Annotated in this window: 19 protein-coding genes; 13 read left to right on the top strand and 6 right to left on the bottom strand. The window is 37.9% G+C overall.

Annotated features, from left to right (window positions below):
• The 3 genes from AEQU1_RS02005 to AEQU1_RS01995 form a co-directional block, all read right to left on the bottom strand.
• Positions 1 to 864, bottom strand: a complete 864-nt coding sequence (locus AEQU1_RS02005; protein WP_111878376.1) for a DUF58 domain-containing protein — start codon at positions 862 to 864, stop codon at positions 1 to 3.
• A 66-nt stretch (positions 865 to 930) separates the two neighbouring features.
• The gene (locus AEQU1_RS02000) at positions 931 to 1,935 is read right to left on the bottom strand and encodes a MoxR family ATPase (RefSeq protein WP_111878374.1); all 1,005 of its coding nucleotides are present in this window, start codon (positions 1,933 to 1,935) and stop codon (positions 931 to 933) included.
• A gap of 155 nt (positions 1,936 to 2,090) precedes the next feature.
• Positions 2,091 to 2,870 carry a DUF4382 domain-containing protein gene (locus AEQU1_RS01995; RefSeq protein WP_111878373.1) on the bottom strand — a complete coding sequence of 260 codons (780 nt, stop codon included), beginning with the start codon at positions 2,868 to 2,870 and terminating at the stop codon, positions 2,091 to 2,093.
• 142 nt (positions 2,871 to 3,012) lie between these two features.
• On the opposite strand from AEQU1_RS01995, the gene AEQU1_RS01990 reads away from it, so the two are divergent.
• The 7 genes from AEQU1_RS01990 to AEQU1_RS01960 all read left to right on the top strand — a co-directional run bounded on the left by AEQU1_RS01990 (position 3,013) and on the right by AEQU1_RS01960 (position 10,129).
• A complete protein-coding gene (locus AEQU1_RS01990; protein WP_111878371.1) occupies positions 3,013 to 3,768 on the top strand; it encodes an SDR family NAD(P)-dependent oxidoreductase in 756 nt (251 codons plus the stop codon).
• Positions 3,769 to 3,895: 127 nt separating this feature from the next.
• Complete coding sequence (locus tag AEQU1_RS01985; protein WP_111878369.1) at positions 3,896 to 5,032, top strand: ATP-binding protein; 1,137 nt, start codon at positions 3,896 to 3,898, stop codon at positions 5,030 to 5,032.
• Between the two features lie 35 nt (positions 5,033 to 5,067).
• On the top strand, positions 5,068 to 6,060 hold the full coding sequence (locus AEQU1_RS01980; protein ID WP_111878368.1) for a T9SS type A sorting domain-containing protein: 993 nt from the start codon (positions 5,068 to 5,070) through the stop codon (positions 6,058 to 6,060).
• A 22-nt stretch (positions 6,061 to 6,082) separates the two neighbouring features.
• Complete coding sequence (locus AEQU1_RS01975) at positions 6,083 to 7,222, top strand: SPFH domain-containing protein (RefSeq protein WP_111878366.1); 1,140 nt, start codon at positions 6,083 to 6,085, stop codon at positions 7,220 to 7,222.
• Positions 7,223 to 7,262: 40 nt separating this feature from the next.
• Positions 7,263 to 8,351 carry a DNA helicase PriA gene (locus tag AEQU1_RS01970; protein WP_111878364.1) on the top strand — a complete coding sequence of 363 codons (1,089 nt, stop codon included), beginning with the start codon at positions 7,263 to 7,265 and terminating at the stop codon, positions 8,349 to 8,351.
• Entirely contained in the window at positions 8,351 to 9,076 is a 726-nt protein-coding gene (locus AEQU1_RS01965; protein ID WP_111878363.1) for a metallophosphoesterase family protein, read from the top strand. The genes AEQU1_RS01970 and AEQU1_RS01965 overlap by 1 nt, the downstream gene beginning before the upstream one ends.
• A 63-nt stretch (positions 9,077 to 9,139) precedes the next feature.
• Complete coding sequence (locus AEQU1_RS01960; protein WP_111878361.1) at positions 9,140 to 10,129, top strand: acyl-ACP desaturase; 990 nt, start codon at positions 9,140 to 9,142, stop codon at positions 10,127 to 10,129.
• A 53-nt stretch (positions 10,130 to 10,182) separates the two neighbouring features.
• Here the strand turns inward: AEQU1_RS01960 and AEQU1_RS01955 are convergent, their stop codons facing one another.
• From AEQU1_RS01955 to AEQU1_RS01945, 3 genes are all read right to left on the bottom strand, one after another.
• The gene (locus AEQU1_RS01955; protein WP_111878360.1) at positions 10,183 to 11,736 is read right to left on the bottom strand and encodes an aldehyde dehydrogenase family protein; all 1,554 of its coding nucleotides are present in this window, start codon (positions 11,734 to 11,736) and stop codon (positions 10,183 to 10,185) included.
• Between the two features lie 208 nt (positions 11,737 to 11,944).
• Positions 11,945 to 12,481 (bottom strand): 3-hydroxyanthranilate 3,4-dioxygenase, encoded by a 537-nt coding sequence (locus tag AEQU1_RS01950; RefSeq protein WP_111878358.1) that lies wholly within the window; start codon positions 12,479 to 12,481, stop codon positions 11,945 to 11,947.
• Positions 12,482 to 12,545: 64 nt separating this feature from the next.
• Positions 12,546 to 13,055 (bottom strand): CAP domain-containing protein, encoded by a 510-nt coding sequence (locus AEQU1_RS01945; protein WP_181566685.1) that lies wholly within the window; start codon positions 13,053 to 13,055, stop codon positions 12,546 to 12,548.
• Positions 13,056 to 13,259: 204 nt separating this feature from the next.
• Between AEQU1_RS01945 and AEQU1_RS01940 the strand changes: the two genes are divergently transcribed.
• The 6 genes from AEQU1_RS01940 to AEQU1_RS01915 all read left to right on the top strand — a co-directional run bounded on the left by AEQU1_RS01940 (position 13,260) and on the right by AEQU1_RS01915 (position 24,693).
• Entirely contained in the window at positions 13,260 to 14,327 is a 1,068-nt protein-coding gene (locus AEQU1_RS01940; protein ID WP_111878355.1) for an isoaspartyl peptidase/L-asparaginase family protein, read from the top strand.
• 79 nt (positions 14,328 to 14,406) lie between these two features.
• Positions 14,407 to 19,992 (top strand): alpha-2-macroglobulin, encoded by a 5,586-nt coding sequence (locus AEQU1_RS01935; protein ID WP_111878353.1) that lies wholly within the window; start codon positions 14,407 to 14,409, stop codon positions 19,990 to 19,992.
• 79 nt (positions 19,993 to 20,071) lie between these two features.
• The gene (locus AEQU1_RS01930) at positions 20,072 to 20,407 is read left to right on the top strand and encodes a GIY-YIG nuclease family protein (RefSeq protein WP_111878352.1); all 336 of its coding nucleotides are present in this window, start codon (positions 20,072 to 20,074) and stop codon (positions 20,405 to 20,407) included.
• A gap of 180 nt (positions 20,408 to 20,587) precedes the next feature.
• A complete protein-coding gene (pbpC, locus tag AEQU1_RS01925; protein WP_111879025.1) occupies positions 20,588 to 22,909 on the top strand; it encodes a penicillin-binding protein 1C in 2,322 nt (773 codons plus the stop codon).
• A 144-nt stretch (positions 22,910 to 23,053) separates the two neighbouring features.
• A complete protein-coding gene (locus AEQU1_RS01920; protein WP_111878350.1) occupies positions 23,054 to 23,545 on the top strand; it encodes a GbsR/MarR family transcriptional regulator in 492 nt (163 codons plus the stop codon).
• 11 nt (positions 23,546 to 23,556) lie between these two features.
• Positions 23,557 to 24,693, top strand: a complete 1,137-nt coding sequence (locus AEQU1_RS01915; protein WP_111878348.1) for an efflux RND transporter periplasmic adaptor subunit — start codon at positions 23,557 to 23,559, stop codon at positions 24,691 to 24,693.
• Positions 24,694 to 24,708: the final 15 nt, after the last annotated feature.

Below are 24,708 nucleotides of genomic sequence, written 5' to 3'. Positions count from 1 at the left end.
CTAACGTCTCTTAAAATAACCTAATAATTTCTTCACGTAACTTTCGTCAACCCTACAACTTAAAGCACCTGCGCCACTTTTCGTAAAAGATTCGGTAAAGTAATCCACACGTTCGCGGTGGTAACTGTAATATTCGTTTCGAACACTTTTTGAACCCGTGTTTACTAAAAGCAACTCACCAGTTTCTTGATCTTCCATTTGTATCATACCCAAATTTGGGATGTTTTCTTCGGCTTTATCATAAATTCGTATTCCTGTAACATCGTGTTTTCTGGCAGCAATCTTCAATGTATCTCTGTAATTATCTGCAATAAAATCTGAAAGCACGAAAACAATGGCTTTCTTTTTCATGACGTTGCTTAAAAATTTAAGTGCGTTCGCCAAATCTGTTTTATTGCTTTTTGGTTCGAATTCAATCAACTCTCTAATAATTCGAAGCACGTGTGATTTTCCTTTTTTTGGTGGAATGTAAAGTTCTATTTCATCTGAAAAAAGAATCAAACCCGTTTTGTCATTGTTCTGCATCGCTGAAAATGCAAGGGTTGCGGCTATTTCGGTAACGATTTCATTTTTGAATTGTTCCTGCGTTCCGAAAAATTCAGAACCGCTTATATCTGCCATCAGCATTAAAGTTAGCTCGCGCTCTTCTTCAAAAACTTTTACAAATGGCTCATTGTAACGGGCGGTAACATTCCAATCTATACTCCGTACGTCGTCACCAAATTGGTATTGACGCACTTCGCTAAAAGTCATCCCGCGACCTTTGAAAGTACTGTGATACTCGCCACCAAACACGTGATCGCTCAACCGGCGTGTTTTAATCTCGATTTTCCGTACTTTTTTAAGAAGTTCTTTAGTATCCATTTTTTAGAAATCAGTAATCAGAGGCAGTATTAAAAAATTAATTTAAAACTTCACGCCAAGCACCATTTACGGTACTTCAATTACATTTACAATCTTGTTGATGATTTCTTCGGAAGTAATGTTTTCTGCTTCCGCCTCATACGTGATGCCAATTCTGTGGCGAAGTACATCGTGTACTACGGCGCGAACATCTTCTGGCACTACATAACCACGGCGACGAATAAATGCATAACATTTTGCGGCAATGGCAAGGTTGATACTTCCACGTGGGGAAGCGCCAAAATTGATAAGCGGTTTTAAATCTGTAAGACCAAAATTCTCGGGAGCCCTTGTTGCGAAAATAATATCGAGAATATATTTCTCAATCTTTTCATCCATATAAACTTCACGAACAGCAGCCTGTGCTCTTAAAATTTGTTCAATGGTTGCCACCGGATTTATTTGTTCATATTCGCCTTTTAAGTTTTGGCGGATGATGAGTTGTTCCTCGGCCATCTTTGGATATTTTATTACCGTTTTCAGCATAAAACGGTCAACCTGTGCTTCAGGTAAAGGATACGTTCCTTCCTGTTCAATTGGGTTTTGTGTTGCCATTACTAAAAATGGCTTGTCTAATTTAAAAGTAGTTTCACCAATGGTGACTTGCCTTTCCTGCATCGCCTCCAAAAGTGCGGATTGTACTTTGGCTGGAGCACGGTTAATCTCATCTGCAAGAACGAAGTTAGCGAAGATGGGACCTTTTTTTATACTGAAATCGTTCACCTTCATATTATAGATCATCGTTCCCACAACATCTGCGGGAAGTAAATCTGGGGTAAATTGTATTCGGCTAAAAGAACCGTGTACCGCTTTTGCAAGCGTGTTGATTGCCAGTGTTTTTGCAAGTCCCGGTACACCTTCCAAAAGAATGTGTCCTTGGCCCAAAAGACCAATCATAAGCCGTTCCACCATGTGTTTTTGGCCTACAATTACTTTGTTCATTTCCATTGAAAGGACGTCCACAAAGGCACTTTCCCTTTCAATTTTTTCGTTTAATGCCCCAATGTCAAAGGTCGAATTTGTATTTTCCATACTATATTTAGATTCAATGTAGTTTGTCTTTTTAAAAAGACGGTGCAAATTGAAAATTTATTGACTAAAAGCCTGTTAACAATTGGTTAAAATAAAAAAGAGGAAAACTTAAAGTTTACCTCTTTTTAAAATTCTATTATTTTGAAATTTTAGTGTTACAAATTAAATTCGCCCATACTTGTTACTTCTCCTTGAACTACTGTAACATTATTAACAACCAATGGGGGGATTCCCAAATTTAAATCTGCTTGAATCGTTACGGTATAAACTCCGTTTGGTACTCCGCTAAGCAGGAAATTACCTTGAAGATTTGTATACGTGGAAATTTCAAGAGGTCCATTAATAGCTGTAACCATCGTCAACATACCGGCAGGAAGCACTTTTCCAGAAATTGCACCACTTTCAGCAACAGTGGTTGCTCTAATTACTGGCTTTAAGCTATACCCTCCGTTTCCTTGTGAAACAATAGATTTGTCAACATCAAAATCGAGCATGAATTCATATAAAATTCCAGCATCAAGATTTTCGTTTACCTGAATTTTTAAACCTGATTGTTGCGCACTTGGTGTTGCAAGCGGTAAGGTTTGTCCATCTACTACTATGGTGTTTTCTTCACCTAAAACTAAACGAATTTGGCTAATATTTCCAGCAGGAACTTCATCATTAAATAATAGCACATTTACACCTGCGGTTAATTCCAAAAGGTCGTAAACACCAGAATTAATACTCAGAACAACATCGTCTTGACCGTTATTATATTTTACTACCACTTCTTTAACATCAATGAAGACAGCATCATAATCGCCAGGAGCGTCTGTCAATCTTATTGCCAGTTTTGCATTACCTTCATTATTATTAGAATCATCATTACTACTGCAGGATACAAATCCTATAAATAATAATGCAATTAAACTTAATTTTAATAGAGATTTCATACTTGGGGTTTTAGAATTAGTTTTGCAAACATATTGTCTGATATTTAGAGTTTTAGAGATGTTATGAAGTATTAACTTTTGATTTAACTGAATTTAACTTTCTTAAAACCCTTATAGATGTAATTTTAGAAAAATTTTAAATATGAAAAACAAAATAGCATTTATAACAGGAGCAACCTCCGGAATAGGAATGGCAACAGCAAAACTTTTCGCTAAAAACGGAGTGAGATTAATTCTCTGCGGAAGAAGGGAAGAGCGTTTAAAAAATATTTCGGAAGAACTTTCGGAATTCACAGAAGTATGCACATTGAATTTTGACATTCGTAACAAAGAAGCAGTTTTTTCTGCTGTGAAATCGCTTCCTCATAACTTTTCAGAAATAGATATTTTAATAAACAACGCCGGTAACGCCCACGGAATGGACACTATTGACGAAGGAAATACCGATGATTGGGACGCGATGTTGGACATAAATGTGAAAGGTTTGCTCTATGTTTCAAAAGCTATTATTCCAGGAATGGTTAACAGGAAAAGCGGCCACATCATAAATATTGGTAGCACTGCTGGAAAAGAAGTTTATCCAAAAGGAAACGTTTATTGTGCAAGCAAACATGCCGTGGACGCTATAAATCAAGGTATGCGGATTGACTTGAATGGTAAGGGAATAAAAGTTGGAGCAATAAATCCCGGAATGGTTGAAACTGAATTCAGCGAAGTGCGTTTTAAAGGAGATAGCGATAGAGCCGAAAAAGTATATCAAGGATTTACACCTTTAAAACCTGAGGATATTGCAGATATTATTTGGTTTTCCGTTACACGTCCGCCGCACGTTAATATTGCAGATTTGACCGTTATGTCTTTGGATCAGGCGAGTAGTACGATTGTGAATAAAAATTGATTTTAAACTATCTCCTCGAGCGCAGTCGAGGGATTTCTTTATATTACAAATTTTACATTTTAACAGAGGTCTCGACTTTAGTTTATACTGAGCGAAGTCGAAGTACTCGACCTGACATTGAAATAAAATGATTAATAAAAGGCTTCTTATCAAAAACCTGCTCGCCCATAACGACGAGAGTAGTTTTTATGATAAAAAGCGAAAGATTGACCTAGGCACCAAAGAAGGAAAAGCAAAGTTTCTGAAACACATTTGTGCACTCAGTAATAGCAATCCAGCAAATAATTCATTTATAGTAATAGGTGTAGAGGATGAAACCAATGAAATAAGAGGAGTCGATTTTTTTGACGATAGTAAAATTCAAAATCTTGTAAATGCCTATCTAACAAACGCTCCTTTGATTATTTATGAAAATGTGGCATTCCCCAATTTGCCTTCAGACAAAGTGGTGGGTTTGGTAACTATTCGTCCCAATGGTTTGATTACATCATTGCGTAAAAATATTTGGAAATATTGGGGTGGCTCCATTTTTCTTCGGGATGGGAGTATTTCGATGCCAAAGGATTTTGACATTGAAATAAAAGACGTGAATTCCGAAATAGTAAAATCCATTGAAAACGCTGCCAAAAATAATATTGAACTTACACTGGATGGTGTTATGGATTTTACCAATAACCGCCACAAAGATCTGGAAAGTCATTACAAAGTTTTCAAAGAACAATTTGTGGTTTGTTGGGCGGGAAACCCAAAAAGGGTTCGGGAAAATTTGTACTATTCGCGTGTAGACATTGAGTTAATCAATGAGCAGGTTCGTCTTTTTTATTCGGCTTTGGATGAAATCAGCATCACATTTACGGGAGATTATTTCAAAACTGTGGAATATGTGCATTTAGGTTTGAATGAACAGTTTAAATATTATCCGTTGGAAGAGGTGACTATTCATTTTCAAGAAAACGGTTCGTACCAAATGGACTCAAAACTTATTTTTGAAGCGCCAAAATTCAATAAAAAAACACTTTTTCACATTTATAATTCAAACAATGCGGTTTTGGAAAAGTTGAAAAAGAACATTCCGTTAAACACTTCCGAAGAAAAAGATTTGCGAAATCTTCCATCCACATATCTTATTTGTTATTTGAACGATTTTGAAGATGCAAAGGAAAAATTGCAGGAAGCTAAAGAATTTTTGAGGGATTATGATGCTGAGGCGTATCAACTTTCAAAGGAATCGCTGCGCATTTTGAGGAAGGTGAGTTATAATTAATTTTTGTAATTTTAAAAGTACCAAATTTGTTAATTATGAAAATTTTTATCTTCAGTATTTTCGTATTTTTTATTGGATTTCAGTCTTATTCACAATGCAGCATAAACCCGTTTATTCAAGATAATTATGAATTGGACGCAAAAATTTTAGCGTTGCGAGAGATTTTAAATGACCCACTTGATCCGGATTACGACAACCCTTTTTTGCCAGAAGAACGCTATACGCCCTATCTTGAAAGATTGACTGCCTTATACGAGAACCCGAATAACAGTCCAATGATAGATTCTTTATTTAATGAATTTAATATTCATGTGAATTTAGAATATACATTTCCAACGCCTATATCTGGAATCATGTTTTCTGTTGATAGTAACACATCTTGGGTGGAAGACTTTAAAAATACTGGAATCTCTGGAGTAGCAATTTTGGATGATTTAATGGCCGAATATCTATTTTCAATAGATTCTTTTATAGTTCTTCCAAGCAGTGGAATTACAATTTTTACGATAATTACATCACATGATTTTTTAAATGTTACAGCTTTAATAGATGATTTTGAGGGAATTTCCGATATATTCAATTGTTATGCTGCAGGACTTGAAACAAGATTTAATTATACGGGGATTCAATATTATATTCATACGGAACCAGTTGAAGTTTGCGATATTATTATTAGTGGAAATCAATTTGAGTTTGTGCTTTATGCGGGGGATTGTCTTGCAGGCTGTTCATATTACGAAAGTAGATATACTTATGTTACAGAAGATTGTGAAGTGCTTTCAACATTGGAGAATGATTTATCAAAAATCACACTTTATCCTAACCCGGTTTCAGATAAATTATATTTTAGCGGGAATTCTTCGGAAATAGTATCGCTTCAAATTATTTCCATTCAAGGAAAATTGATTCAAAAGTTGAATAACATTTCCACAGAAATTGACGTTTCGCAATTAAAAGCTGGAATGTATTTTATTGAGATTAAAACTTCTGAAGGGATTAATAACATTCAAAAATTCATTAAAAATTAAATAACTAATAACCTTAAATAATATGGGCATTTTCGACACAATAAAAGAAAAACTAAGTAATGAATTTATTGACATCATTGAATGGCTGGATTATACGGATGATACTATCTGCCACCGTTTTGAGCGCTACCAAAACGAAATAAAAAACAACGCAAAACTCATAGTTCGCGAAGGGCAGACCGCTGTTTTGATAAACGAAGGCCAATTGGCGGACGTTTTTAAACCAGGTACTTATACTTTGAATACCCAGAACATGCCAATTCTAACCACTTTAAAAGGTTGGAAATACGGCTTCAACAGTCCGTTTAAAGCTGAGGTATATTTTGTAAACACACATCTTTTTACAGATGAAAAGTGGGGAACAAAAAACCCAATAACGTTGAGCGATGACCGTTTCGGTTTGGTTGAAATTCGCGCCTTTGGGACCTATGCTTACAGAATAAATGATGCAGGAAAATTTATTATTGATATTGTTGGGACGGACAATAATTTCACCAATTTTGAAATCAATGAACACTTAAAAAGTCTGATTGCTACACGTTTTACCGACACTGTAGGTGAAGCAAAATTACCGATAGAATTGTACGCTGCAAATACCACAGAACTTTCGGAAACCTGCAAAGAGGTTATGCAGCCAGAATTTAACAGTGTTGGAATTTCTTTGGAAAAATTCTTCATTGAAAACGTTTCCATGCCCGAAGAGCTTAAAAAGGAAATTTTCGAATATAGCCGGATCGATAAGTTGGATCTCGATAAACTCACTAAATTCAAAACCGCAAAAGCCATTGAAGCTGCTGCTGCCAACGAAGGAGGAACGGCTGGCGCCGGTATGGGAATGGGAATGGGCTTTGTACTTGCCCAACAAATGGGCGGCATGATGAATCCACAAATGGGCCAACAGCAAGGTCAGCAACAACAGCAACAGGGTGGAATGATGCCACCCCCAATGCCTTCAGCAGTACAATATTTTTATGCTGCCAATGGCACACAAGCTGGCCCTGTGAGTTTGCAACAATTACAGGGCTTGTTTGCCAATAGAACTGTAAACAAAGATACGCTCGTTTGGAAAGCTGGTTTGGCAGAGTGGACTGCGCTTCAGCAAGTAGAGGAATTAAAATCTTTCTTGGGTGGAAATACACCGCCACCACTTCCGCCGCAATAATTGATTCTGAAATATTAATTCCTTCGGAAGAAAAAGCTTCATGGTAGAAACTTCATCTAAAAAATCTGAGCTCAAAAAGTCCTGTGTCAATTGTGGCGCAGAACTTACCTATGCTCCTGGAACAACCGAGTTGAAATGTGATTACTGCGGATACACTGAAACTATTGTACCTTCCAAAGACGGTTTTGAAGAACTTGAGCTAAAACCTTATTTAGAAAAAATGGGCTCGCAAAGCCACAGTGAGGAAATTACAATATTGCATTGCAAAAACTGTGGCGCGAACCAACATATTGAGGAAAATTACAAATCTCTTTCATGTATTTATTGCGGCTCACCATTAATAATTGAAGATGCTTATAAAGAGGAATGGATTCTTCCAGGTGCGGTTCTTCCTTTTCAAATTGATCAAAAGAAAGCATTTCAGATTTTTAAAAAATGGGTTGATGAACTTTGGTTCGCACCCAATAATCTTAAGAAAGCTGCGATAGATCCCGAAAAAACAAGAGGGCTTTATGCGCCCTATTGGACTTTTGATGCCCAACTTTATGCAGACTATACGGGTAAACGCGGAGAGTATTATTACGTTTCAAAAACCGTGGGAAGTGGTAAAAATAGAAAGACAATTAGGGAGAGAAGAACGCGTTGGTATCCTGCCTCGGGAAGTGTTTCGGGATTTGTGGATGATACTTTAATTAAAGCTTCCAATCAAAAAACGGGTGTTATTCCACAGAAATTAGCACGTTGGAATCTTCAAATGCTGAAACCTTTTGACAGCGGATTTTTGTCAGGTTTCGTTACAGAAAAATATACAATTCCTCTTTTGGAAGGTCATACCGAAAGCAATAAAGTTGCGGAAAGTATCGCAGATAATTGGGCACGGCGGGATATTGGAGGCGATACACAACAGGTTTCTTCAATAAATATGAAATTGAGCGAAGAAACATTTAAGCATATTTTATTGCCGGTTTATATAAGCACCTATCAATTTAAAGGAAAGCGCTACAACTTTTTTGTTAACGGGCAGAGTGGTATAATTTCTGGACAAAGGCCGTATTCCTTTTGGAAAATATTCTTTTTTGTGCTAGCAATTCTTTGTGTAATTGGAGTAATTTATTTATTTTCTAACTAATGGGAAAAGTTGTAATTGGTGATATTCACGGAGGTTTTAAGGCTTTGAAACAATTGCTTGAAAGCGCAAATTTTCCTAAAAATACTCAGTATATTTTTGTGGGAGATTATGTAGATGGCTGGAGCCAATCTGCTGAGGTGGTTTCGTATTTGATTGAATTTTCGGAAGAAAACAATTGTATTTTCCTTCGGGGAAACCACGACGAACTTCTTTATAAATATTTAAAGTTTGGTGAAAGCAATCCAATGTGGCTAAGTCAGGGCGGGGAAAGCAGTATAAAAAGTTATGCGAAGCTTTCTGAAGAAAAAAAAGAAAAACACCTTCAGTTTTTTGAAAGTCTTGAAAATTATTACATAGATTCTGAAAACCGACTTTTTATGCATGCGGGCTTTACAAACCAATATGGGCCACAACACGAATATTATCCAAACTTGATTTATTGGGACCGAACCCTTTGGGAAATGGTCTGCGCAATGGATTCAACTATTTCCGAAGACGATGACAAATATCCAAAACGACTTAAACTCTTTAAAGAAATTTATATCGGTCACACACCCGTAACCCGTGTAGGTTTTGATAAACCCTCAAATTTCGCCAACGTTTGGAATGTGGATACAGGTGCCGCTTTTAAAGGAAAAATATCGATGTTAGATGTTGATTCCAAAGAAATTTGGCAAAGTGAAGCGGTCTATTTGCTTTATCCTGACGAAAAAGGCAGGAATTAATACTTCCTTATTACAAATTCCACCTTTCCTTACTATCTTTGTAATTCCCTCAAAAAAAATACCATGGCTCTTAAAAATATCCGACTAGAAGTAATGCAGACTGTTGAAAAAGAAATAGACAGTTATATTGACCAATATCTTATCCCAGTTGATGAAATTTGGCAACCCACTGATCTATTGCCTAATTTTCAAAAGGAAAATTATATGGATGAGGTTTTTCAACTTCGCGAAGAAGCCAAGGAATTGGGCTATGATTTTTGGATTGTTTTGGTGGGAGATATGGTTACAGAAGAAGCACTGCCAACTTATGAAAGTTGGTTAATGGATATGGAAGGCGTAGACCAGCACGGCCGCAATGGCTGGAGCAAATGGATCCGTCATTGGACCGGAGAGGAAAACCGCCACGGAGATGCGCTCAACAAATATCTCTATTTATCTGGAAGGGTAAATATGAAAGAGGTCGAAAAAACTACACAACATTTAATCAACGATGGTTTTGAAGTGGGAACTGGACGCGATCCCTATCGAAATTTTATTTATACTAGTTTTCAGGAACTAGCAACCAATGTTTCCCATAATAGAGTAGGGAAAATTGCTAAAAAGAAAGGAAGCAAATCTCTTGCAAAAATGTGCAATATTATTGCTGGCGATGAGATGCGCCATCATTTAGCATATCGCCAGTTTGTAAAAACCATTTTTGAATACGATGCAAGTGAAATGATGATTGCCTTTCAGGATATGATGCAGAAAAAAATTATTATGCCTGCACAAAATCTTCGTCAGAGCGGTGGAAAAATGGCTTCTGCCTTTGATGATTTCAGTAATGCAGCACAGCGTTTGGGTGTTTACACAACATACGATTATATTGATATTCTAGAAAAATTGAATGCCCATTGGGAAATTTCAAAAATTAGTGGCTTAACCGATGAAGCTGAAAAAGCACGTGATTATCTTTTGAAATTACCATCAAGAATGCTTCGTATTGCCGAAAGGATTAAAATTCCGCAAGATGCCAACCGTTTTAAATGGGTTGAGCCGAATGGAATTGTTTAAAACAAAAAAGCCGCTTCAATTGAAGCGGCTTTTTTATTCTTATAAATTAATTTCTACAAATCAAATTTGATTCCTTGCGCTAAAGGCAATTCATCGCTGTAATTAACGGTATTTGTTTGTCTTCTCATATACACCTTCCAAGCATCAGACCCAGACTCGCGCCCTCCGCCTGTTTCTTTTTCGCCACCAAAGGCACCACCAATTTCTGCTCCTGAAGTACCAATATTTACATTGGCAATACCACAATCTGATCCTGCAAATGATAAGAATTTTTCAGCCTCTTTTAATTCATTTGTCATTATTGCAGATGATAGACCTTGTGCAACGCCGTTTTGCATATCGATTGCATTTTCTACATCGCCACTATATTTCATTAAGTATAAAATAGGAGCAAATGTTTCGTGCTGTACTATTTTAAAACTGTTTTCAGCTTCGATTATTGCTGGTTTTACGTAGCAACCACTTTCATAGCCTTCACCTTCTAAAACGCCACCTTCAACGAGCACTTTCCCGCCTTCAGCTTTAGCTTTTTCAATTGCTTTTAAATAAGTTTCAACAGATTCTTTATCGATTAATGGACCAACGTGATTGCTTTCATCAAGTGGATTTCCAATAACTATTTGCTTATAAGCACCAACAATTGCATCTCTTACCTTATCATAAACACTTTCGTGAATTATCAATCTTCTGGTTGAAGTACAACGTTGGCCACAAGTTCCAACGGCACCAAATACTGCGCCTGGCACAACTACTTTTAAATCTGCTGTTGGTGTAATAATAATAGCGTTGTTTCCGCCTAATTCTAATAGGGATTTTCCAAAACGCTCTGCTACCTTTCCTCCAACTATACGTCCCATTCTTGTAGAACCTGTTGCAGAAATTAAAGGAATTCTTGCATCGGTAGTCATCATTTCGCCTACATTGTAATCTCCATTGATGATAGAAGAAATTCCTTCTGGCAGGTTATTTTCTTTTAGAACACCTGCAATAATATTTTGACATGCTACGGAGCACAGAGGTGCTTTTTCGCTTGCTTTCCAAACACAAACATCTCCACAAACCCAAGCTAATGCTGTATTCCAAGCCCAAACGGCAACTGGAAAGTTAAATGCTGAAATAATTCCAACAATCCCAATAGAGTGCCATTGCTCGCGCATTACATGCCCCGGACGCTCAGAAGGTATTGTTTGACCGTTTAACTGTCTGGATAAGCCAACTGCAAAATCACAGATATCAATCATCTCTTGAACTTCGCCATAGCCTTCTTGTAAGGATTTACCCATCTCATAAGAAACCAGTTTTCCCAATGGTTTTTTCATTTCGCGAAGTTTATTGCCAAATTGGCGAACAATTTCTCCACGTTGTGGCGCTGGCATCGCTCTAAAAGATAAAAAAGCTTTTTGTGCAGAAGTTATTACTTGCTCGTATTCTTCCTTTGTAGTCGCGGTAACTTTACCAATTAACGCACCATCAACTGGAGAGTAAGAAGCAATTTCTTCGCCCCCAGGAAACCATTTGTTTCCGGTAGAAGTTCCGTGATTTAAATCTTTAATTCCTAATTGTTCCAATGCTTCTTCTATACCGAAGCTAGTGGTTGTTGCTTGCATATATTTATTTTTTTATTCCCGCGAAGGCGGGAATCTTATTGATATAGTATCTCCGCCCTTCGATTAGCACTTGAGATAAGTTAGGCGGAAATATTTTGATTAATTATTTAAATTCTCTAAAGATTCCCGCCTTCGCGGGAATTCGGCAAAGGTACACAATGCGCTGAAGAAAGTAAAACGAAACAGTATCTGTTTGGAAAATACAGTGTTAATCTTGTGTAAAACGCGGATCAACTTCCATCACGGTGCCACATTCATCACAAGTACGCAGGTCTTTACTTCCGTAGAAATGTTTAAAATGTTTTAGAAAATCTGTTTCAATATCGCTCAAAGGGAAGTAAACATCGTATAACTTATGGTTGCAATTATCACAAAACCAGAGCAAACCATCCTTTCCCTCCAAATCTGTTCGCTTTCTTTCAATAACCAAACCTATGGAACCGGCGCTTCTGCCAGGAGAATGTGGTACTTTTCCGGGATGCAGATACATATCGCCAGGGCCGAGCTCCATAACTTTTTTTTCTCCGTTTTCTTGAATGGCAACCTGAATATTTCCTTCCAATTGATAGAAAAGTTCTTCTGTTTCATTATAGTGATAATCTTTTCGGGCGTTGGGACCGGCAACTATCATAACGATATAATCGTCGGATTCAACATATAAATTTTTATTACCTACTGGTGGTTTTAGCAGGTCGCGGTTTTCTTCTATCCATTTATTTAAGTTGAAAGGTTTCTTAATAGCCATTGCCGTATTTTTAACTGTTACGTAAAAATACGGCAAAATGGTCTAATAGAAAAAGGAAGTGAGGTTACTTTCTATAAAAGAGTTCGGTGTAGTAGCTGCGGCCTTTGTCGCATTTCATCACTCCAAAACCAGTATGTGTGAAATTGCCTTCAATAATAGCTTTATGTCCTGGACTTTTAAGCCAAGCGTTCATAACCTGTTCGGCGGTATCATAGCCGTAAGCTACATTTTCGCCTACTACTTGTGCGCCATCATGGTATTTTATTCCTTCTGAGCGATATCCAAAATTATCGTGGTTTATCTGCTCTTTATCTATCATATATTGTGTGTGATCAACAGCGAAAGCAGAGGCATATTGATTATCCATTTTAAGTGTGGAAAGACCAAGGGAATCACGATGGATGTTTACCAGTTCTAAAATTCGAGCGGATATATCGCTGTCATTTTTTTGAGCCAAAGCTAAATCTATTTCATATTTAGCTGCTTCATTTTCAACTGAATCCTCTTTTGAACAAGAAGTGATCACTAGGCATAACAATGCCATTACAAGTAGGTTGCTTTTTAGTAGGTACATAATGTGGGTAACATCAAATTTGGGGCATGATGTTGAGTCAAATATATGAAAAATATTGAATGAAAATGCTTTTAATCGAAATAACATTACACTTTGTCGGATAAATGATTAAAAATGATATCCCAAAAACTTTAGAAAATTTGCCCTATCTACTGTAAACATTATATTTTTCACTTATATTAGTGATGAATTAACACAGGAATCATGATTAAAACTTTAACATATTTTATTGCGATATTCTTTATTATTGGGTGTAAAAACGAAGAAAAATCTTCATCCGAAATTAATAATGCCTCCAAAAATCCACAAAAGACAGAAAAAAACTTTGGAATTGTCATTCATGGTGGTGCTGGAACTATACTGAAAGAAAATATGAGTGATTCGCTTGAGTCTGCTTATAGAGAGAAATTGAAAGAAGCCATTTCCGCAGGATATAAAATTCTGGAGAATGGGGGCACTTCTTTAGATGCTGTAACCCATACCATTAATATAATGGAAGATTCCCCACTATTCAATTCTGGGAAAGGAGCAGTCTTTACTCACGAAGGCAGAAATGAACTTGATGCTTCAATTATGGATGGAAAGACAATGAACGCAGGCGCAATTGCTGGTGTAAGACATATCAAAAACCCAATAGACTTAGCTAGGGATGTAATGCAAAATAGTGAACACGTAATGCTTTACGGAGAGGGTGCAGAAGAGTTTGCAAAAGGCTTGGGTTATAAAATGATGGACACCTCTTATTTCTACACCAAAAACAGGTACGAGTCTTTACAAAAAGTTTTAGCGAAAGAGAAAGTCCAAAATGAAAAGAAGGTTTCTTTTGAAGATCCATTTATCAAGAACTCAAAATTTGGCACAGTGGGTTGTGCTGCTTTGGATAAACACGGAAACCTCGCTGCGGGAACCTCCACAGGCGGAATGACCAACAAGCGCTGGAACAGAATTGGCGATGCGCCAATTATTGGAGCCGGAACGTATGCGAATAACGCAACTTGTGCGGTTTCTTCAACAGGTTGGGGGGAATATTTTATTCGTGCAGTGGTGGCTTATGATATTTCCGCATTGATGGAATATAAAGGAATGACTTTGCAGGAAGCCGCTTCAGAAGTCATTCAGAAAAAAGTTCCAGCACTTGGTGGCGATGGCGGCATCGTTGCAATTGATAAAGACGGAAATGTGGCGATGGAATTCAATACTTCGGGAATGTATCGTGCAACAATGAATTCAAAAGGCGAATTGACTATCGGGATTTATAAAGAAGTTGATTAACTCTATCTTATATTTGGAACGCCAATTGCAGACCCTGCATTTTTACAGTATATTTAAGTCTTCTTAACCTAAATCAATTATGAAAATTTTCCGTGGTCTATTCGTCCTTTTTATTGTATTGTTTGTCTTTTCCTGCAATGACAAAGACAAATATTCCGAAACCGACAATCTCTTTAAATTCAAGGAATACATTTCGTACAATACCTACGGCAATCTCTCAACCACAACAGATATTCGCGTTGAACTTGCAAAACCTTTGGATCAATTTGAGCTGACACAAGAACTTTCAGCCGATGAATATTTAAAAATTTCTCCTTCCACAAAAGGAAAATTGGTTGTAGAAAATGGCAAAACTCTAATCTTCCAACCTGCCGAATATTTAATACCAGATACAGAATATACTGTTACTGTAAATTTAGATAAGTTATATGAAGACATTTCAAAAGAATTTAAAACCTACACTTTCAGTTTTCACACAATTACGCCAAATTTTAAAGTAGATATTGGCAAACTTCAAAGCTACAGCAAGCAGTGGCAATATGTGGAAGCGCTTATTGAAGCCTCCGATGTTATTTCTTTGGAAAAAGCGAAGCAATTGGTTTCTGCTTCCCAAGATGGCAAAAACCTAAAATTAAAATGGCCTTCGGAAGCAACTGAAGCGCGCTACTTCAACTTTACCATTGACAGCATAAGCCGAAAAAAGGAAGATTCCGAAATTCTGATTAAATGGGATGGAAAGGAAATTGGCGCTGAAAATAAAGGCGAAAACACCTTCGCAATTCCTGGACAAAATAATTTTACAATTGTTGACATTAGTAGCACATTGGCGCCCGCGGCACTTTTGAGCATAAACTTTTCAGATCCGTTACTAGAAAATCAGGATTTTGCTGGTTTGGTGACTATCGAGAATACACAGGATTTGCGTTACGAAGTCAACGGAAATGTACTTAACGTCTATCCGCCAAACCGCGTGGTTGGCGATGTAAAAGTCACCGTTTTTACCGGCATCAAAAATACCGAAGGCTTTGGTTTGAAGAAGGAGTTTTCAGAATTAGTTTCCTTTGAACAGTTAAAACCCGCCGTACGGATGATTTCAAAAGGCGTGATTCTTCCGAATTCCGCTTTAACGCCGGTTTACTTTGAAGCTGTAAACCTTGCAAAAGTAGATGTTCGCGTCATTAAAATCTATGAAAACAACGTCCTTCAATTTCTTCAAAGTTATAATTTGAATGATAACAACACATACGATATTAAACGAGTTGGACGAAGAATTGCAAAAAAAACGATTGACCTTAAAAACGACGATTTAGGAAATAATGGAAGCTGGAAAGCTTATGCCATAAATCTTTCGGAATATTTTAAAGCAGATCCCGGCGCCATTTATCAGTTGGAACTCAGCTTTAAAAAAGAGTATATAACCTATGATTGTGCCGAAACTTCTTCTGAAGTAACAGAAGGAAGCAATGAAGAAGGCGAAGAATATTATGACGATTATTACGAAGAAGATTCCTATTATGCCAATGATTCATCCGAAGATGAAGAACTTCGTGAAGAGCGCTACTGGGACAATGAAATTTACCGCTGGAGAAATTACACCTATAATTGGGAACAGCAGGACAATCCTTGCCATCCCGCATTTTACAACGAAGAGCGCGTAGTTACAGCAAATATTTTGGGATCGGATTTGGGCTTGATTGTAAAAAAAGGCAACAACCGTTCCTATCATTTTTTCGCTACAAACTTAATTTCAGCGAAACCTGAAGGTGGTGTAAAAGTCAAACTTTTCAATTATCAGCAGCAACTTATTGAAACCGTAACCACTGAAAGTGATGGAATGACGCTTTACGATGGCACCAAAAATGCGGCTTTCGCGGTGGCTCAAAAAGGAAACAATTTCGCTTACGTAAAACTGGAAGACGGAAACGCTCTTTCAATGAGCAATTTTGACATTTCGGGGAAAGAACTTCAAAAAGGATTAAAAGGTTATACCTACACCGAACGAGGTGTTTATCGTCCTGGGGACAGTATTCACTTAACTTTTGTTTTGAATGATAACGGGAATCCACTTCCAAAAAATCATCCAATAACGCTTTCTGTAACGGATGCCCGAGGGAAACTAGTTCATCGCACTGTCCAGCAAACAAATATTTCAAAAGATGGGTTTTATTATTTCCCAATCGCAACTGACACTTCTGCGCCAACGGGCAATTGGAATACCACAATATCCTTGGGTGGCGCACAGTTCAGCCACACTTTAAAAGTTGCAACTATTAAACCAAACCGATTAAAAATCAAACTCGATTTTGAAGATGAAATTCTCGACGCTACACAACCTGTAAAAGGAATAGCGAGCGCAATGTGGCTTCACGGTTCACCAGCAAGAAGCTTAAAAATTGATATGACGGCTACACTTCGCGCCAGCAATTCTGCATTTCCGAAATTTCCAAAATACAATTTTATCGATCCAATCCGAACTTTTTCCGAAGTGGAAATCCCTGTTTTGGACACGCAACTTTCTTCTGAAGGGAGCACTGCTTTTAGCCAAAATCTAGAAGTTGGAAAGAATGCACCCGGAATGTTAAAAGCTACATTTTTGACGAAAGTGTACGAAGGCGGTGGTGATTTTTCTATGGATATTTTTTCAAAGGACTTGGCGCCGTTTTCACATTTTGTCGGTTTAAAATCTCCCGAAGCGGGTCGTTACGGTTCTTACTTCACGGATGAAAACACAACGTTTGATGTAGTTTCCGTAGATGCCCAAGGCAAAGCTGCCGCCAATCGCGAGCTGGAAGTAAAAGTTTTTCAAATTGAATGGCGCTGGTGGTGGAACCGCGGTTCGGACAATCTTTCAACCTATGAAAATTCAACCGTTCACCGTCCCGTAAAAGATTTCACCGTAAAAACTGATGGTAGCGGAAAAGGAAAATTCACGATAAATATTCCCGAAGAAGAAGGCGGACGTTATTTAATTCGCGTAATCGATAAACAATCCGGACATGCAACTGGACGTATCACTTATTTCTACAGAAATTGGTCGCAACGCCCAAGTGACGGCGATAGTGATAGCGCACGCATGTTGTTATTTTCAGCAGATAAAGAAAAATATAATGTAGGCGAAGAAGCTTTTATAACATTTCCTTCGGGAAGTGATGGTCACGCACTAATTAGTGTTGAAAACGGAACCGAAGTTTTGGCAACGCATTGGATTGAAACCAAAAAAGGCGAAACTAAAGCTGCAATAAAAATTACGAAGGAAATGGCACCGAATATTTATGTGAATATTTCGCTACTTCAACCGCATAGCCAGACCAAAAATGATTTGCCAATACGACTTTACGGTGTTATTCCGCTTTTGGTGGAAGATCCTTCAACGGTGCTTCACCCAAAAATCACGATGCCGGAAGTATTAAAACCAGAAAAACCATTCACTGTAAAAATTTCCGAAGAAAACAACAAACCGATGACATACACCATTGCGGTTGTTGATGAAGGTTTGCTGGATTTAACGCGTTTCGCAACGCCAGATATCCACGAAGCCTTTTACAGTCGCGAAGCTTTGGGAGTAAAAACTTTTGATATGTTCGATTATGTGATTGGCGCGTACTCGGGAAGTGTCGATAACATTTATGCAATCGGTGGTGGCGATGCGGCTTTGGGAGCGAAAAATAGAAAAGCCGACCGATTTAAACCCGTTGTGAAATACCTTGGACCATTTGAATTGGCTGCTGGAAAAACGGCAACTCATAATATTATGATGCCAAATTATATTGGTTCAGTGCGCACAATGGTGATTGCGGGCGATAAAACGAAAAGCGCTTACGGCAGTGTTGATAAAACTACACCTGTCCGTACGCCTTTAATGGTGCTGGCTTCACTTCCGCGGAAATTATCGCCAGGCGAAACTGTTACACTTCCCGTCACCGTTTTCGCAATGGAAAATAAAGTGAAAACCGCCACGATTACAGTGAAAACTGGTGATGCGCTGAAACCTAAATATGGTTCGTCAAAAACGGTTACTTTCGACGAACCGGGAGAACAGATTGTGAATTTCGAATTTGAAGTTTTGCCAACTAAGGAATTTCAAACTATTGAAGTAATGGCTTCGGGCAACGGCGAAAAGGCGAGTTACAAAGTGGAAATTGACGTGGAAAATCCGAACCCGATTTCTCAAAAATCTACACAGTACACCATTGCCGAAAATGGCTTGCAAACTATCAATTTTGAAACATTTGGCGTTCCTGGAAGCAATTCTGCGATGCTCGAATTTTCAACCTTGCCTCCGATGGATTTTGGAAAGCGAATGGAATATCTAATCCATTATCCCTACGGATGTGTTGAGCAAACAACTTCTTCGGCATTTCCGCAGTTGTATTTGGCAGATGTTTTCGACGTTACTTTCGACAAAAAACAGAAAATTGAGAAAAATGTAAAAGCTGCAATTGAACGTTTGGGAAGATTCCAAACCGCAAACGGCGGGCTTGCTTACTGGCCTGGCGAACGTGAAGCTGATGAATGGGCGACCAATTATGCCGGCCATTTTATGCTTGAGGCGAAGCAAAAAGGCTATGCGCTTCCAATCAGTTTTATGAGCAATTGGTTATTATATCAACAAAACACTGCGCGGCAGTGGCGAAATAGTTATAAGGTTTATAATACAAGTTTGACGCAGGCATACCGACTTTACACTTTAGCCTTAGCAGGAAAACCTGAACTTGCCGCAATGAACCGTCTTCGTGAAAGCAAGGAATTGAGCAACGATGCCAAATGGCGTTTGGCAGCTGCTTATGCTTTGGCTGGTAAAAAAGAAGTCGCACAACAAATTGCAAAAACCGCTAATATCAATTTTGTTTCTCAGAAATACGATTATTACACCTACGGTTCGCCTTTCAGAAATAGGGCGATGGCTTTGGAAACATTGGTTTTATTGACAGATTCAAAACAACGTGATTTGGCGATTTCCGTAGCTAAAGATTTGTCTTCCGGAAATTGGTACAGCACACAGGAAACTTCGTATGCCTTGATGGCGATGGCGAAAATGGTTGCCAAAAATGGTGGAAAAGCTATGGAACTGTCATTTACAAACGGCGGAAAAACGGTTGCCGTGAAAACTGACCGAGCCATTGCGCAACGTGACCTTTCATTTGTAATGGGAAGTAATTCCGTTTCGGTGACCAATAAAAAAGGGAATGTTGTTTACGTTACGCTTTCTCAACAAGGGAAACTTTTACTTGGGAAAGAACTTGCAGAGCAGCGAAATCTCTCAATAAAATCGCAATATTTGGATGGTACGGGCAAGGCAATTGATGTCACTAAATTGCGACAAGGAACGGAAATCATTGCAAAAGTGAGCGTTACAAATACTTCCGGAGATTTGGTAAACAATGTTGCTTTAGCGAAAATCTTCCCAAGCGGTTGGGAAATTGTAAATACCAGTTTTAGTGAATTAGGAGGAGGAGCAAGCGGAAATGCGCGATATACAGATATTCGCGATGATAGGGTGAATTTTTTCTTTGATTTGAATAGAAATGAAACGAAAACTTTCACCGTGAAACTAAATGCTTCTTATTTGGGAACTTATTATTTACCGGGAACTCAGGTGGAAGCGATGTATGATAATACATATTATGCGAGGAATAAGGGAATGTGGGTGACTGTTGAGTTATGATTTATTCCAAATGACAACTATAAATGATTATGTCATGCTGAGCTTGTCGAAGCACTGGATGATGAGATAATTTGGAAAGATGAGATTTTACTTTACATATATTCTTGAATGTTCAGATAAATCGTATTATACAGGAATGACCAATGATATGGAGCGAAGGCTTGTACAGCACAATGAAGGAATGAAGAAAGATTGCTACACCTTTAAAAGAAGGCCTGTTGAGTTAAAATGGTATTTACAATGCACAAATCCAACGGAAGCAATAAAGATTGAAAAACAAATTAAGGGTTGGTCTCGAAGAAAAAAGATGGCATTGATTGAAGAGAATTGGCAAGATTTGGTGAAATTTTCAAAGAATTATACTGAATATGGACGTCCCGATTTAAGTAAACCGTCTTCGACAAGTTCAGAGTGACTTTTGGAATTATTATTAATAATTAAACAATGTTTGTCACGCTGCGCTTGTCGAAGCTCAGCGTAGAGGGTCTTCGACAAGCTCAGACTGACATTCGTATTCATAATAGATTTTAGGAATTAATTGGAAATAACAAGTTTTAAAAAGCACATTCTAAAACACAAAATAAAACTCGGTATCTTGCTGATTTTATTTTTTGTTTGGCTCTTTTGCCTTCCTTCGCCACTATTTGATGTTCCCACCGCAACTGTTGCCGAAAGCAACAACGGACAAATGCTCGGCGCACGGATTGCCGATGATGGCCAATGGCGATTTCCGCAAATGGATTCTGTGCCAAAAAGGTTTGAAAAATGCATTCTTTATTTTGAGGACGAACATTTTTATTGGCATCCCGGTTTCAATCCAGTTTCAATTTCTAAAGCACTTTGGAATAATCTCACACGCGATTCCCGCCGCGGTGGAAGTACGATTACGCAACAAGTAATTCGTCTTTCCCGAAAAAACAAAGGGCGGACATATTTTGAAAAACTGATTGAAATTTTTCAGGCCACACGTTTGGAAGCGGGTTATAAAAAGAAATCAATTCTGAATTTATATGCTTCATACGCACCTTTCGGTGGAAATGTGGTTGGGCTTGAAACTGCTTCGTGGCGTTATTTCGGAATTCCTGCGAGTGAATTGAGTTGGGGACAATCGGCGGCATTGGCAGTTCTTCCGAATGCACCGTCGCTTATTTTTCCCGGGAAGAACGAGGAAATTTTAAAGAAAAAAAGAGATGCTTTATTGTTGAAACTTTTCAGAAATGAAGTGATTGATGAAACTACGTATCAATTGGCTTTGGATGAAAAATTGCCAGGAAAACCTTTACCGTTGCCGGAATACGCTTCACATTTAACTGAAAAAATACGAAAGGAACATTTGGGAAAGCGTATTGAAACAACAATTGATTTTTCACTTCAGCAAAAGGTGAACAATATTGTTAAAGAGCAAAACTATATGTTGGCTCAAAATCAGATTCACAATCTCGCCGTTTTGGTTTTGGATGTAAATACGCGCGAAGTTTTGGCGTATGTAGGTAATTCCCCCACAACTCGCGAGCACAATAATTTTGTAGATATAATAGAAAAACCTAGAAGCACGGGTAGTATTTTGAAACCATTTCTTTTTACGTCTATGTTGGATGCTGGGGAAATTCTTCCGAATACTTTGGTAGCAGATATTCCAACTTCTGTGAATGGCTACACTCCAGAAAATTTCGACAAAAAATTCAACGGTGCGGTTCCTGCAAGCGTAGCGCTTTCGCGTTCGCTAAATATTCCTGCGGTGCGGATGTTGCGTGATTTTGGGTTCCAAAGATTCTATAATATTCTTAAAAAAACGAATCAAAAAGCGATTGATAAACCTGCAGATTATTATGGACTTTCTCTGATTCTCGGAGGTGCGGAAAGCAGTCTTTGGGATATTACCAAAGCGTATGCTGGAATGGCTTCAACCTTGAATTTCTTCAACACTTCTTCCAGCGAATACCGAAAGAATGAATTTATGGAACCTGTGTATGTGAAAGAACACGAAGGAATTGATTTCGGAAAAATTCAGCAAAAACCTTCCGTTTGGAATGCGGGAGCAATTTACGAAGCTTTTGAAGCGATGGAAAAAGTGAATCGACCAAGCGGAGAGGAAAACTGGGAATTTTTCACAAGCAGCCAGCCGCTTGCTTGGAAAACAGGAACGAGTTATGGTTTTAAAGATGCGTGGGCAGTTGGCGTTACGCCAAAATATGCCATCGGGGTTTGGGTTGGAAATGCCGATGGTGAAGGTCGGCCGGGATTGACGGGTATTCAAGCTGCGGCGCCTGTTTTGTTCAATGTTTTAAATGTTTTGCCGCAAAGCGGTTGGTTCAAAATTCCGTATGATGAATTAGTGGAGGCCGAAATTTGCACGAAAAGTGGGCATCTTGCAGGACTTTTCTGTGAGGAAACTAAAATGGAATGGATTCCAAAAAATGGAATTAGGACAGAAGCTTGTCCGTACCACCAAACTGTGTTTTTATCCCGAAGTGTCGGGACTGAAAATTTTCGCGTTAATTCTTCCTGTTACCCGCTTTTAGAAATGGTTCAAAAGAACTGGTTTGCCTTACCACCTGTTATGGAATATTATTATGCACAACTTCATCCAGAATATAAAGTACTTCCACCCTTCGCCCCAAATTGTTTACAGGAAGGTGAAAAGCTGATGGCTTTTATTTATCCGAAGAAAAATGAGGCCGTTTTACTTCCGAAAAATTTTGATGAAAATGTGAATGAAGTTATTTTTAAACTCGCTCATCGATCTCCAGAAATTACAGTTTTTTGGTATTTAGATTCTAAGTATATAGGTAAAACCGAAACCTTTCACGAGTTGGCTGTTTCGCCCAAACCTGGGAAATATATTTTAACTGCAACCGATCAAGATGGTAATGAACTTCGTCAGGAGATTGAAATAAAATCTACTTCTCAAAATTAATTAAGGTTTAAAGCCACTTATTTGTCATCCTGAGCGCAGTCGGAGTATTTAATATTTATTTAACAAAAGATTAATACTGTTTGGTTCGTAATGTTCCGAACCAACCGTACATTTGCATCTTGATTTTTAATTCACCTTTATATTTTGACTAAAAAAGAAAAACTAATAGAGAAATTGGGCGTTCACATAGAGAGCAAAGAGCAGCTTGCTCCCTTGGCTGCTAGAATTATCTCTACTTTGATTTTAACCGGGAAAAGAGGCGTAACCTTTGAAACTTTGGTAAGTGAACTTAGTGCAAGCAAAAGTACAATTTCAACGCATTTAACCACATTACAGGCTGCAAACCGCATTACTTATCACACTAAATGTGGGGACCGCAAAAAATATTTTACACTTGTTCCAGACGCAATGATAAATTCAATGAGTTTAATGCTTAAAAATTGGAAGAATGAACGCGATTTGCATCTTGAAATAATGGATTATAAGAAAGAAATGAATGCAGTTCTTCCCGAGGATTGTACTGAAGAAATTTTTGATCTTGAATTTCACCATGATTATTTAGAATTTCTTTCTCAAGCAAGTGCTTCAATGGAAAAACTTCAAAAAAGACTTACCGAAAAACATAAAAACGACTAATTAAATCAACAATGAAAAAGAAAAATTTAATCTATTCTCTTGCCTTAGCTTTAGGAACTTTACTAATGCTATCATCCTGTGGCGACGATAAAAGCACACAACAGGCACAAGGCGCGCCACAAGCTCCAACATTGCCCGTGGTTACAATTCCAACAAAAACTGTTACGGCGTATACTACGTATCCCGCCAGTATTGAAGGTATTGTAAATAGCCAAGTACAGGCAAAAATTTCAGGATACATTACAGATGTTCTTGTTGATGAAGGTCAAAAGGTTAAAAAGGGAGAAACACTTTTCCGTTTGGAGACCCAAACTTTAAGTCAAGATGCCGCTGCTGCTAGAGCCAATGTGAACGCTGCCCAAGTTGAGGTTGATAAGTTAAAACCGTTAGTTGAAAAAAACATCATTAGCAATGTGCAACTTGAAACCGCTAAGGCTAAACTTCAACAAGCAAAAAGTGGGTATAACAGTATTGCCGCAAATATTGACTATGGAAATATAAAAAGTCCGGTAGATGGGTATGTTGGTTCTATTAATCTTCGGAAAGGTGCTTTAGTGAGCCCATCGTCACAAATTCCGATGACAACTGTTGCAGACATCAGTAAAGTGTATGCTTATTTTTCGATGAATGAAAAGGAATATTTAGATTTTATTCAAAACGCAGAAGGAAAAGACGTTGAAGAAAAGATTAAAAAACTTCCGAAAGTGCAATTGCTTTTGGCAAATGGAAGCCTTTATGATCAAGAGGGAACAATTGAAACTATCAATTCACAAGTAAATGCAAATACGGGCTCTATAACTTTCAGGGCTATTTTTGATAACCCTTCGCGAATACTTACAAACGGTAACAGTGGAAAAATAAAAATACCCAAAATTTATACAGATGCTGTAATTGTTCCTCAAGAAGCTACTTATGAGCAACAGGGGAGCATTTATGTATATAAGGTTGATGAAGAAGGAATGGCTACTTCTTCAAAAATTGAAACAATCGCTGAAGTTGAAAATCTTTATGTAGTAGATTCTGGTTTGCAAAAGGGCGACAGAATTGTTGCAAAAGGGGCCAATAAACTTCGCGGTAATTCCAAAATAAATCCGCAGGAAATGCCTTTTGACAGCATAGCCAAGCCTATTGAAAAAGTTTTCAGATAACCGTTGAAGAATAAT

The organism is Aequorivita sp. CIP111184 (assembly GCF_900489465.1).
Lineage (GTDB): Bacteria > Bacteroidota > Bacteroidia > Flavobacteriales > Flavobacteriaceae > Aequorivita.
The sequence above is the reverse complement of the archived record's forward strand: the minus strand, read 5'-3'. Positions and strand labels throughout refer to the sequence as shown.

What these genes read in the sequence shown, in the direction of transcription:
- AEQU1_RS01995 (WP_111878373.1), bottom strand. Translation starts at nt 2,870, where the DNA reads ATGAAATCTCTATTAAAATTAAGTTTAATTGCATTATTATTTATAGGA.
- AEQU1_RS01945 (WP_181566685.1), bottom strand. Translation starts at nt 13,055, where the DNA reads ATGTACCTACTAAAAAGCAACCTACTTGTAATGGCATTGTTATGCCTA.
- AEQU1_RS01985 (WP_111878369.1), top strand. Translation starts at nt 3,896, where the DNA reads ATGATTAATAAAAGGCTTCTTATCAAAAACCTGCTCGCCCATAACGAC.
- AEQU1_RS01930 (WP_111878352.1), top strand. Translation starts at nt 20,072, where the DNA reads ATGAGATTTTACTTTACATATATTCTTGAATGTTCAGATAAATCGTAT.
- AEQU1_RS01955 (WP_111878360.1), bottom strand. Translation starts at nt 11,736, where the DNA reads ATGCAAGCAACAACCACTAGCTTCGGTATAGAAGAAGCATTGGAACAA.
- AEQU1_RS01980 (WP_111878368.1), top strand. Translation starts at nt 5,068, where the DNA reads ATGAAAATTTTTATCTTCAGTATTTTCGTATTTTTTATTGGATTTCAG.
- AEQU1_RS01990 (WP_111878371.1), top strand. Translation starts at nt 3,013, where the DNA reads ATGAAAAACAAAATAGCATTTATAACAGGAGCAACCTCCGGAATAGGA.
- AEQU1_RS01950 (WP_111878358.1), bottom strand. Translation starts at nt 12,481, where the DNA reads ATGGCTATTAAGAAACCTTTCAACTTAAATAAATGGATAGAAGAAAAC.
- AEQU1_RS01935 (WP_111878353.1), top strand. Translation starts at nt 14,407, where the DNA reads ATGAAAATTTTCCGTGGTCTATTCGTCCTTTTTATTGTATTGTTTGTC.
- AEQU1_RS01915 (WP_111878348.1), top strand. Translation starts at nt 23,557, where the DNA reads ATGAAAAAGAAAAATTTAATCTATTCTCTTGCCTTAGCTTTAGGAACT.
- AEQU1_RS01960 (WP_111878361.1), top strand. Translation starts at nt 9,140, where the DNA reads ATGGCTCTTAAAAATATCCGACTAGAAGTAATGCAGACTGTTGAAAAA.
- AEQU1_RS01965 (WP_111878363.1), top strand. Translation starts at nt 8,351, where the DNA reads ATGGGAAAAGTTGTAATTGGTGATATTCACGGAGGTTTTAAGGCTTTG.
- AEQU1_RS01940 (WP_111878355.1), top strand. Translation starts at nt 13,260, where the DNA reads ATGATTAAAACTTTAACATATTTTATTGCGATATTCTTTATTATTGGG.
- AEQU1_RS02005 (WP_111878376.1), bottom strand. Translation starts at nt 864, where the DNA reads ATGGATACTAAAGAACTTCTTAAAAAAGTACGGAAAATCGAGATTAAA.
- AEQU1_RS01975 (WP_111878366.1), top strand. Translation starts at nt 6,083, where the DNA reads ATGGGCATTTTCGACACAATAAAAGAAAAACTAAGTAATGAATTTATT.
- AEQU1_RS02000 (WP_111878374.1), bottom strand. Translation starts at nt 1,935, where the DNA reads ATGGAAAATACAAATTCGACCTTTGACATTGGGGCATTAAACGAAAAA.
- AEQU1_RS01970 (WP_111878364.1), top strand. Translation starts at nt 7,263, where the DNA reads ATGGTAGAAACTTCATCTAAAAAATCTGAGCTCAAAAAGTCCTGTGTC.